This window comes from Agrobacterium sp. DKPNP3 (assembly GCF_052686535.1).
Genome location: NZ_JBQYSN010000134.1, coordinates 1 through 9,988 on the forward strand (window position 1 = coordinate 1; position 9,988 = coordinate 9,988).

A 9,988-nucleotide genomic window follows, 5' to 3' on the forward strand; every position below is an offset into this window, starting at 1 on the left:
GCAAGGCGCTGGCTGAAGCCCTGTCGCTGCTGCCACTGTCCCTGACCGTGGTCGAGACCCGTGAAAACGAGCTGCGCGATCTTCCGTCGGCAGCGGCGTCCATACTCACCCCCATGCCGGAAGCACTCGTTACGAAAATCCCGGCCAATGGGGCTGCAATCATCGTCACTCACGACCATGCTCTCGATTTCATGATCGCCAAAGAAGCGCTCGCCCGCGAGGATCTTGCCTATGTCGGCATGATCGGTTCGAAGACCAAGCGCGCCACCTTTGCCCATTGGCTGGAGCGGGAGGGCGAGCCTAATTGCCGCCTCGCCAAACTCATCCTGCCCATCGGCGGCAACGGTGTCAGGGACAAACGTCCCGCTGTCATAGCGGCCCTTGTGGCAGCCGAGTTGCTTCAAGCGCTTTTTGCCACCGAAACCGGGCATCGCCACAAAAACCAGCCCGCCCGTCTTTAAGGCCGAGATCGCGTTTCAGCGCATCCGGCAGGCTGTCGTCTGCCAGATTGTCGGTGCGAAGGCTTTGATAGGCAAAGTTTTCCACTCTCCGCAGACCCGCGCGCAGGCGGGACCACGCGCGCCAGATTGCCGTGCGCATGTTCGTCTCCATCGTTGATTTTCAGAAGTTCAGCTTATCTGTCGGATTTAAAATGCCTTGATTTCCTGGCGGAAACCAATGAAACCTTTGAACGGACACATAAAGAGATCTTATCCATGAAAATGTCACGGCAGTTTCCCCTGAATGCCCTGCGTGTGTTCGACGCCGCAGCCAGGCATCTGAGCTTCACCAAGGCTGGCGAAGAGTTGGGCATGACGCAGACGGCGGTCAGCTATCAGGTGAAACTGCTGGAGGAGAATATTGGCGAGCCGCTTTTTGTCAGAAAGGCGCGGCAGGTTTCCTTGACGGAGGCTGGACAGAGGCTTGCACCGAAAGTCGCGGATGCCTTCAACACGTTACGGGAGGCCGTCGATAATGTGCGCGATACATCAGACACGACGCTGACGATCCATTCCACTGCCACCTTTGCCTCACGCTGGCTCTCGCGGCATCTCGGCGCTTTCCAGCTCGAGCATCCTTCCATCGCGGTCAGGCTGGAGACATCGGGGACCCTGATCGACTTCAACCAGTCGGACTGCGATGTCGCCATTCGCTGGAGCAGCGATGATGGCAAGGGGCTGATCTATCATCAATTGCTGCGCGGCGTTTATACACCGATGCTGCACCCTGCCCTCGCCGAAAGCATCGGCGGCCTGCACAAGCCGGAAGACCTGCTGCGCCTACGCATCATCGATCCCGGCGATATCTGGTGGAGCCAGTGGTTCAAGGAAGTCGGCATCGAAAATCCGGGGCTTGACCGTTACCCGCGTAGCCGCCTCAATGTGCAGGCCTTTGAAGCCGCCGCGGCGATCGCCAGCCAGGGTGTCGCCATGCTGACCCCTGAGCTTTACGCGGACGAGGTGGCGCTTGGCCGGCTTTACCAGCCGTTTGAGCACCTCAGCACCGAGGGCAAGAACTACTGGCTCGTCTACCCCGAAAATCGCCGGAACATCCGCAAGATCAAGCTGTTTCGCGACTGGATATTGAAGCGGATCGAAGAAAGCCGCCCGTCGACTCAATACCCCATATCAGGTGCATAAAAACAGCGTGGGGTATCCTCGTCCGGAAACAGACACAGATGATATTCGCCGTCCTCGGATCGACGTGCCTGGCTCTGTGACCAGTTGAACACGTGGCGTCGCGTGACCATGCGGTGATCGCCGGGCGCGAGCGAGACCTCGTAACCATCAGACGTCACCCGGACGCTACGTGTGGGAATCATCTGGCAGTCGCCGGTTTCGGCATCGCCGTTGCAGCAGTAGCTTTCATATTTGAATCCCTTGTGGGATTCATGGGCAAGCGCGGTGGCGCTGAATGCAAAAAGCAGAAAAAGAACCGTCAAAACAAGGCGCATCGGCACGGTCTCCGTTGAAAACAACGGCGGCAGCCGGAAGGTCATTGCGTCCCTTAACTCAAAATCTCATGGCACTCACACCCGGACACAACGGCACCGGGAACTGCGACACCTGCCCCCTGATCTGCTCCGCCCAGGGTTCGCAGCGCCCGCTTTCGGAAGAACCGCCAGCGAAACATGTCATGGGAGCCACGCGCGTGGGCGCGAAGTCCACAGCCTGATATTTTAGCACACCGGAAGGCTGCACAAACCATAATAGCTGAGTCGCCTTAGCCAGCTAAGCACAAACTCACCGGCGCCACATACCTCCTCCAAGTTCACAAAGCCCAGTCATCGGGCTGAAACGAACAGAGAGAGGATTGCAGACACATCTCCGCTGCATTGTGAACAATCTCTTCCCGATCACTGCTTGCCCCTTCCCTAAAGGCTAAAATTCTCGCAAGGTGCGCTGCACAAGGATCAGGGGAACCGCATGTACGAATATGCCATTGCGTGGGAATGGATGGCCTTTGCCGTCCGCTGGCTCCACGTCATCACCGCCATCGCCTGGATTGGCTCGTCCTTCTATTTCATCGCGCTCGATCTCGGGCTGGTCAAACGGGCGCATCTGCCGCCGGGGGCCTATGGCGAGGAATGGCAGGTGCATGGCGGCGGCTTTTACCACATCCAGAAATATCTGGTCGCCCCTGCCCAGATGCCGGAACACCTGACATGGTTCAAATGGGAAAGCTATGTCACCTGGCTGTCCGGCTTCGCCATGCTCTGTATTGTCTATTACGGCGGCGCAGACCTGTTCCTCATCGACCATTCCGTGCTTGATCTCACCCAGTTCCAGGCCATCGCCCTGTCTCTGGCCTCGCTCGCCATCGGCTGGCTGTTTTATGATTTTCTCTGCAAATCGCCGCTTGGCAACAATACCTGGGGCCTGATGGTCGTGCTCTATGTCGCGCTGGTGGCGATGGCATGGGGTTACACGCAGGTTTTCACCGGCCGCGCCGCCTTCCTGCATCTCGGTGCGTTTACCGCCACCATCATGTCGGCAAACGTCTTCTTCATCATCATTCCGAACCAGAAGATCGTTGTCGCCGATCTCATTGCCGGACGCACGCCGGACCCGAAATATGGCCGCATCGCCAAGCAGCGTTCGCTGCACAACAACTACCTGACGCTGCCCGTCATCTTCTTCATGCTGTCGAACCATTATCCGCTGGCTTTTGCCACGCAGTTCAACTGGATCATCGCCGCACTGGTCTTCCTGATGGGCGTTACCATCCGCCACTGGTTCAACACCACCCATGCCCGCAAGGGCAAGCCGACATGGACATGGCTTCTCACCGCCCTCATCTTCATTGTCATCATGTGGCTTTCCACCGTGCCGAAAGTGCTGACCGGCGAAGAGGTAGAGAAGGCCGCCACCCTCTCCCCCATGCAGCAGCAATTCGTCAGCGATGCCCATTTTACCAAGGCGCGTGATGTGGTTCAGGGCCGCTGTTCCATGTGCCACGCCGCCGAACCGGTATGGGAAGGCGTGCCCTTCACACCGAAATCGGTGAAGCTCGAAACCGACGAACAGATCGCCGCCCACGCGCGTGAAATCTATTTGCAAGCCGGCCGCAGCCATGCGATGCCTCCCGGCAACATCACCGCCATCACCCCGGATGAGCGCAAGGTGCTGACCGCCTGGTATGAAAGTGCGGTGTCCGGGGCTGGAAAAGCCGAAGGAAAGACTGAATGAGCCTGGTTCTGCTGCGTGGCCGCCTGCTGAGCTTCCGCCGCGCGCCGCTCGCAATCGATGATACGCAAAGCTATCTCTATATCGAAGATGGCGGCCTGCTTCTCGAAAACGGCAAGATCGCCGCCATCGGCGAATACGACGATATCCGTAAGACAGCACCCGAAGACGTCGAGGAAAAGAACCACCGCCCGCATCTCATCGTGCCCGGCCTCATCGACATGCACCTGCATTTCCCGCAAATGCAGGTCATCGGCTCCTATGCCGCCAACCTGCTGGAATGGCTGAACACTTATACCTTCCCGGAAGAGTGCCGTTTCGTTGAAAGCGCGCATGCTCAACGCATCGCCACACACTTCTACGACGAGCTTCTGCGCCACGGCACGACAACGGCCGCCGCCTATTGCTCCGTGCACAAGACCTCCGCCGACGCCTTTTTCACGGAGGCCATGAAGCGCAACATGCTGATGGTCGGCGGCAAGGTGATGATGGACCGCAACGCCCCGCAGGGCCTGCTGGACACGCCGGAAACCTCCTATGACGAGACGCGCGCCGTCATCGCCGACTGGCACGGCAAGGGCCGCAACCACGTCGCCATCACCCCACGCTTCGCCATCACCTCCACACCGAAGCAGATGGAAGCCGCACAGGCGCTGGCGCAGGAATTTCCCGATCTCTTCATCCAGACGCATCTGTCCGAAAATTTGGACGAGATCAAATATACCTGCGAGCTTTACCCCGAAGCGACCGACTATACCGACATCTATGTGCGCTACGGTCTGATGGGCAAAAAGACCCTGCTCGGCCATGCCATTCACCTCTCTGACCGCGAGGCGGATGTGCTGTCGGAGACCGGCGCGGTGGCAGTGCATTGCCCCACCTCGAACCTCTTCATCGGCTCCGGCCTCTTCCCGATGAAAAAACTGCAACGGCGCGAAAAGCCTGTTCGTATCGCCGTCGCCACCGATATCGGCGGCGGATCGAGCTACTCCATGCTGCGCACCATGGACGAGGCCTACAAGATCCAACAATTGCTGGGCGAACGTCTCAACCCGCTGGAAAGCTGGTATCTGATGACGCGCGGCAATGCCGAAGCGCTCTCCATGGTCGACCGCATCGGCACGCTGGAAGCCGGCACGGATGCCGACATCACGGTGCTGAACGCCTCCTCGACGTCAGCCATGGCCCTGAAGATGGAAGTGGTGAAAAGCCTCACCGAAGAACTCTTCCTGATGCTGACCATGGGCGACGACCGCACAGTGGTAGAGACCTATGTGGCCGGCAAGCCGATGAAGAGCGTGCTGGCATAGTTCGGTTTGGGCCGAAACATATAGCTGCTAACTTGTTTATATCCGTCACATATTGGATCGAGCGTGTGCCGCCTCTTTCTTCTCCCCGCCGGGGAGAAGGTGGCCCGAAGGGTCGGATGAGGGGGCGACGTTTGCAGGATTTCGGAGAGCTTGTCCCCTCATCCCGCTGCCGCGACCTTCTCCCCGGCGGGGAGAAGGACCGTGGCGCACTCGCTCGCTCCACATGATTGCCTGACGCCATCTCGGCCGAATTCGAAAGCGCTCTGGAGTCCCCGTGCCGAACTTAGACACAACCACCCTGCTCATGATCCTCGCGACATTCATCGTTGCCGGCATCGTCAAGGGTGTGACCGGCATGGGACTGCCTACGGTCGCCATGGGCGTGTTCGGCCTCTTCATGCCCCCGGTCATCGCCGCCGGCCTGCTCATCCTCCCCTCCTTCATCACCAATGTCTGGCAATTGCTGGCTGGGCCTGATTTTCGGACCATTGTGAAAAGGCTGTGGCCGATGATGATTGCTATCACCCTCGGCACCCTCATCGGCATCCGGCTGATGACATCGGATACTGGTGCCTGGACGAGCTCGGCGCTCGGCCTGTGCCTTGCGGTTTACGCAGCCTACAGCCTGGTTGCCCGACCGGTCTTGCTTCCTGCAAGGCTGGAACCAAAACTCTCCCCCATCATGGGGCTGGTGACGGGCCTTTTGACCGGCGGCACCGGAATTTTCGTCGTACCTGCCGTGCCCTACATCCAGTCGCTGGGGTTCAGCCGAGACGATCTGGTGCAGGCGCTCGGCCTTTCCTTTACGGTCTCGACCATCGCCCTCGCCGCTGGCCTTGCTTCTCAGGATGCTTTTCATGTCGAGCATCTGTCACTATCCGCCCTCGCCGTCCTGCCTGCGCTGATCGGCATGTGGCTGGGTCAAAAGATCCGCCATATCGTCAGCCCGGCGACGTTTCGGCGCTGGTTTCTTATCTGCCTGCTTCTGCTGGGCGCAGAACTATTCCTCAGGGCGTTCTACTGACGTCGCTCACCCTCACTTGCGCAGTGGTTCGATCACGTCGTAAGCCACGATTGTCTCGTCTTCGGTACCCTCATCGTAAATCTTGGCAAGCGTAACCTGCAAATCAGGCGAGTAGACAGCGGTCCATTTTTCATCACTCTCGCCATTCTTCCGCACCTCCACCAAAACGTAGTAAACGAGATAGTTGCAAAATCTCACCGGGAAGGCGCGCTGCTTCGTCACAGTCATCTCAAGCGACCACCTGTTGCTGGCCTCGCCTGCGTCAAGAGGCAGAAACTCGAAAGACCGGCGTGCACCGACCTTCATCGGCCAAAACGCCTCAAGGTCGGACGTAAAATAGTAGCCGTAGTTTCCTTCATCTCCCAAGCCGGCGAGAGCGATTAATCCCCTATATAGAAACTGCTTTTGCGACCCGGCACCGTTGAAATCGTGGTCAACCCGGGCGATCCGCCCTGCCGACTTGACCTCACTTATTACCGCCTCGCGACGTAGGACAAATCCATCGCTGAGCTGCGTAGCCGAGGGGCATGCGACGGAGAGACCAGGTATCAATAAAGACGATACGAATGGCAGAACCGTCAGTATAAATTTCATAATGTTACAATCCACAAAAAATAAAAACATCAAAAAGTATTTATCAGAACATTCTATGTATAAACCCGACAAAAATCACTATATTTCCAATAATCAAAAAAGCAATTGCCTATCCATCTTTATGGTCGCGCGGAGCGCCTGGTCATGCTATGTGAAGCCATCATTTAAATGTGAAGGCTTTACACATGGGCAAAATTCTGACCATAGCGGACCTGAAGCAACAGGCGCAGCGCCGTGTGCCAAAGATGTTTTTCGACTATGCCGATAGCGGCGCCTGGACCGAAAGCACCTATCGCGCCAACGAAGATGATTTTGCCAAGATAAAGCTGCGCCAGCGCGTGCTGGTGGATATGACCGACCGGTCGCTGGCGACCGAAATGGTCGGCGAGAAGGTGTCTATGCCGGTCGCACTCTCTCCCACCGGCCTGACCGGCATGCAGCATGCCGATGGCGAAATGCTGGCTGCCAAGGCAGCGGAAGAATTCGGCGTACCTTTCACGCTCTCCACCATGAGCATCTGCTCCATCGAGGATGTCGCTTCCGTTACCTCGAAACCCTTCTGGTTCCAGCTTTACGTGATGAAGGACCGCGATTTCGTCAACAATCTGATCGACCGCGCCAAGGCCGCCGGCTGCTCGGCGCTGGTACTGACGCTCGACCTGCAAATCCTCGGCCAGCGTCACAAGGATCTGCGCAACGGCCTCTCCGCACCGCCAAAATTCACCCCGAAACACATCTGGCAGATGGCCACCAGGCCGAAGTGGTGCCTGGACATGACGCGGACCAAGCGCCGCAGCTTCGGTAACATCGTTGGGCACGCCAAGAATGTCTCAGACCTCTCGTCGCTCTCCTCCTGGACCGCGGAACAGTTCGATCCGCGTTTATCCTGGAAAGACGTGGAATGGATCAAGGAACGCTGGGGCGGTAAACTTATCCTGAAGGGCATCCTTGACGAGGAGGACGCCCGCGCCTCGCTTGATACCGGCGCCGACGCCATCATCGTTTCAAACCATGGCGGTCGCCAGCTCGATGGCGCGCATTCCTCGATCGCCATGCTGCCGAAGATCGTCGATGCTGTCGGCGACAGGGTCGAGGTACACATGGATGGCGGCATCCGCTCCGGTCAGGATGTGCTGAAAGCCGTGGCGCTGGGCGCCAAGGGGACCTATATCGGCAGACCCTTCCTCTATGGCCTCGGTGCGGATGGCAAGCGGGGCGTGACCACGGCGCTGGAGATCATTCGCAAGGAGATGGATGTCAGCATGGCGCTTTGCGGCAAGCGGCTGATCACCGATGTGGATCGCAGCATTCTGGCGTGATGGTCAGAAGGCAGAACTTCCAGCATCGCAACCACAGCTCGCAGACCTCTCTACCGTCATGCCGGACTAGATCCGGCATCCAGCCGTGGCGCGTCTGTGCCGCGAAAGAGTCTCTCGCGGTCGGGTTAGCCTTCGCGCTAGACCACCCAGCCTCAATGGCCCACCGTCTTCGAAAACACATTCACGATCACCACCCCGGTGATGATGAAACCAAGGCCCACGACGGCGGCGAAATCCAGTGTCTGGCGGAAGACGACATAGCCGATGCCCGAAATCAGAACGATGCCGAGCCCGCTCCAGATGGCGTAGGCCACCCCCACCGGCAGCGCCCGCAGGGTAAATGACAGCAGATAAAAGGCCGCGCCATAAAACAGCGCCATCAACACGGTTGGCAAAAGCCGCGTGAATTGCTGCGATTGCTGCAGAAAGGAGGTCGCGATGACTTCGCAGATAATGGCGGCGACAAGCGCTCCATAGGTCAAGACAGCTGCATTCATCCCCCTGCATCCTTCTTTGTCTGCGCGATCATCCGCGCTTTGAGAGCCGCCCTGTCGCCACCTGCCCTGCCGTCGTCGGCCAGAAGATCGGCGAACCAGATGCCGTCAGCGGCAAGCCGCACCAGCTCCAGTACCACCCCATCATCCGTTTCCTTATGACGGGCAAGCCGCCCCTCGATCCAGCTGTTCCACATGCGCCGAAGCGATGGTTCGCCCACCATGGAAACCGAGATCGCTGCCCACTGCCTGCCCGAATCCCTGCCCCGATCCGAGAAAACCGCATTCACATAGGCTCTCGTGAACCGCCCGAAAGCTTCACAATCCTGTGAGATGAGCTCGTCAATTTCCAAGTCCAAAGCCGCCAGGAGGTCCGCCATGACCGCTTCCAGCAGCGCCTGCTTGGAAGGGAAATGATGGAACAACCCGCCTTTCGTCACCCCTGCCGCATCTGCCACCGCCTGCACCGAGAGCGCCGCAACGCCCTGTTCAGCAGCAAGTCTGGCCGCACAATCAAGAAGATTGCGGCGTACGAGTTCGGGTTGCTTCTTGCGTTCATGTGCATTTGTCATGAAAGGCAACATACCGGATGGTTGGTATCTTTACAAGGAAATTGTAGGGCCGTCTGTCGGGTTGAAATTCATACTTAATTAAGCATGAAAGCGATCTCTAAAGTTTTAGCGGTTTTGTTGCCGGAAAGTGTCAGTAAATATTCGCCCGTTGCGGCGATCGGATGAAAAGGGGCGGATTATGTCGGGAATGATCAAACGGGGAATGGCGGGTGCCTGGGTTTTCGCACTCACCTTCTTTTGCGCGATCCTCTCATTGCAGGCGTCGCCTGCGCAGGCGGGTTATGCCCATTTCGTCATGGATGCGAACACCGGCAAGGTTCTCGCCGCCCGCAATGCCGACGTGCTCAACCATCCCGCCTCGCTCACCAAGATGATGACGCTCTACCTCACCTTCGAAGCGCTGCATGCCGGCAAACTCCGCTGGGACCAGAAGATAACCATGTCCAAGAACGGTGCATCGGTCATTCCTTCGAAGCTCTATGTGCGCCAGGGCCAGACCTTCACCGTCCGCGAAGCGGTCTATGGCATGATCGTCAAATCCGCCAATGACATGGCCGAAGGTATGGGCGACCATCTCGGCGGCTCCGAGGCGCGCTTTGCGGAGATGATGACCCGCAAGGCCCGCCAACTCGGCATGACCAAAACGGTATTCCGCAACGCGTCCGGCCTGCCCAACAAGTCGCAGGTGACAACCGCACGTGACATGGCAAAGCTCGGTCTTGCGTTGCAACGGGATTTCCCCAAAGAATACAGCCTCTTCGCCACGCAATCCTTCAATTTTCGTGGAAAGCGCATCCGCGGCCACAACAACCTGATGTATCGTTATCAGGGAATGGACGGCATCAAGACCGGCTATACCAACGCCTCCGGCTTCAACCTCGTCAGCGCTGTCAACCACAATGGCCGCCGCGTCGTTGGCGTCGTGCTGGGCGGCAAGACTGCGCGCAGCCGCGACGCCCAGATGGCGGCCCTTCTCGACAAGGCCGTGC

11 protein-coding genes are annotated in these 9,988 nt (G+C 58.3%); 7 read left to right on the plus strand and 4 right to left on the minus strand.

The features are described from left to right. A partial coding sequence (locus tag ACUTJJ_RS23435) for an XdhC family protein (protein WP_445543601.1) occupies positions 1-461 on the plus strand: 461 nt, incomplete at its 5' end. Between the two features lie 255 nt (positions 462-716). Further along, positions 717-1,640 (plus strand): LysR substrate-binding domain-containing protein, encoded by a 924-nt coding sequence (locus ACUTJJ_RS23440; RefSeq protein ID WP_445543602.1) that lies wholly within the window; start codon positions 717-719, stop codon positions 1,638-1,640. On the opposite strand, the gene ACUTJJ_RS23445 is transcribed toward ACUTJJ_RS23440, so the two are convergent. After that, positions 1,616-1,954, minus strand: a complete 339-nt coding sequence (locus ACUTJJ_RS23445) for a hypothetical protein (RefSeq protein ID WP_006699610.1) — start codon at positions 1,952-1,954, stop codon at positions 1,616-1,618. The two genes, ACUTJJ_RS23440 and ACUTJJ_RS23445, sit on opposite strands and share 25 nt — an antisense overlap. A 472-nt stretch (positions 1,955-2,426) precedes the next feature. Between ACUTJJ_RS23445 and puuD the strand changes: the two genes are divergently transcribed. From puuD to ACUTJJ_RS23460, 3 genes are all read left to right on the plus strand, one after another. Continuing rightward, positions 2,427-3,689 carry a urate hydroxylase PuuD gene (gene puuD, locus ACUTJJ_RS23450; RefSeq protein WP_445543603.1) on the plus strand — a complete coding sequence of 421 codons (1,263 nt, stop codon included), beginning with the start codon at positions 2,427-2,429 and terminating at the stop codon, positions 3,687-3,689. After that, positions 3,686-4,996, plus strand: coding sequence for a guanine deaminase (gene guaD, locus ACUTJJ_RS23455; protein WP_445543604.1), 1,311 nt, complete (start codon positions 3,686-3,688; stop codon positions 4,994-4,996). The genes puuD and guaD overlap by 4 nt, the downstream gene beginning before the upstream one ends. 304 nt (positions 4,997-5,300) lie before the next feature. Then, positions 5,301-6,020: a sulfite exporter TauE/SafE family protein gene (locus ACUTJJ_RS23460; RefSeq protein WP_209089708.1), complete on the plus strand. Its 720-nt coding sequence runs from the start codon at positions 5,301-5,303 to the stop codon at positions 6,018-6,020. A gap of 12 nt (positions 6,021-6,032) precedes the next feature. Here the strand turns inward: ACUTJJ_RS23460 and ACUTJJ_RS23465 are convergent, their stop codons facing one another. Continuing rightward, positions 6,033-6,614, minus strand: a complete 582-nt coding sequence (locus tag ACUTJJ_RS23465; protein ID WP_445543605.1) for a hypothetical protein — start codon at positions 6,612-6,614, stop codon at positions 6,033-6,035. Positions 6,615-6,799: 185 nt separating this feature from the next. On the opposite strand from ACUTJJ_RS23465, the gene ACUTJJ_RS23470 reads away from it, so the two are divergent. Further along, complete coding sequence (locus ACUTJJ_RS23470) at positions 6,800-7,933, plus strand: alpha-hydroxy acid oxidase (RefSeq protein WP_063950751.1); 1,134 nt, start codon at positions 6,800-6,802, stop codon at positions 7,931-7,933. Positions 7,934-8,085: 152 nt separating this feature from the next. Here the strand turns inward: ACUTJJ_RS23470 and ACUTJJ_RS23475 are convergent, their stop codons facing one another. Next, positions 8,086-8,430, minus strand: coding sequence for a DMT family transporter (locus ACUTJJ_RS23475; RefSeq protein WP_063950752.1), 345 nt, complete (start codon positions 8,428-8,430; stop codon positions 8,086-8,088). After that, the gene (locus ACUTJJ_RS23480) at positions 8,427-9,011 is read right to left on the minus strand and encodes a TetR/AcrR family transcriptional regulator (protein WP_445543606.1); all 585 of its coding nucleotides are present in this window, start codon (positions 9,009-9,011) and stop codon (positions 8,427-8,429) included. The genes ACUTJJ_RS23475 and ACUTJJ_RS23480 overlap by 4 nt, the downstream gene beginning before the upstream one ends. Positions 9,012-9,201: 190 nt before the next feature. Between ACUTJJ_RS23480 and ACUTJJ_RS23485 the strand changes: the two genes are divergently transcribed. Then, on the plus strand, positions 9,202-9,988 hold a 787-nt coding region (locus tag ACUTJJ_RS23485; RefSeq protein WP_445543607.1), incomplete at its 3' end, for a D-alanyl-D-alanine carboxypeptidase family protein.

Excerpts from the sequence above, each read along its gene's own strand:
- guaD (WP_445543604.1), top strand. The coding sequence starts at position 3,686 with ATGAGCCTGGTTCTGCTGCGTGGCCGCCTGCTGAGCTTCCGCCGCGCG.
- ACUTJJ_RS23475 (WP_063950752.1), bottom strand. The coding sequence starts at position 8,430 with ATGAATGCAGCTGTCTTGACCTATGGAGCGCTTGTCGCCGCCATTATC.
- ACUTJJ_RS23445 (WP_006699610.1), bottom strand. The coding sequence starts at position 1,954 with ATGCGCCTTGTTTTGACGGTTCTTTTTCTGCTTTTTGCATTCAGCGCC.
- ACUTJJ_RS23480 (WP_445543606.1), bottom strand. The coding sequence starts at position 9,011 with ATGTTGCCTTTCATGACAAATGCACATGAACGCAAGAAGCAACCCGAA.
- ACUTJJ_RS23470 (WP_063950751.1), top strand. The coding sequence starts at position 6,800 with ATGGGCAAAATTCTGACCATAGCGGACCTGAAGCAACAGGCGCAGCGC.
- puuD (WP_445543603.1), top strand. The coding sequence starts at position 2,427 with ATGTACGAATATGCCATTGCGTGGGAATGGATGGCCTTTGCCGTCCGC.
- ACUTJJ_RS23440 (WP_445543602.1), top strand. The coding sequence starts at position 717 with ATGAAAATGTCACGGCAGTTTCCCCTGAATGCCCTGCGTGTGTTCGAC.
- ACUTJJ_RS23465 (WP_445543605.1), bottom strand. The coding sequence starts at position 6,614 with ATGAAATTTATACTGACGGTTCTGCCATTCGTATCGTCTTTATTGATA.
- ACUTJJ_RS23460 (WP_209089708.1), top strand. The coding sequence starts at position 5,301 with ATGATCCTCGCGACATTCATCGTTGCCGGCATCGTCAAGGGTGTGACC.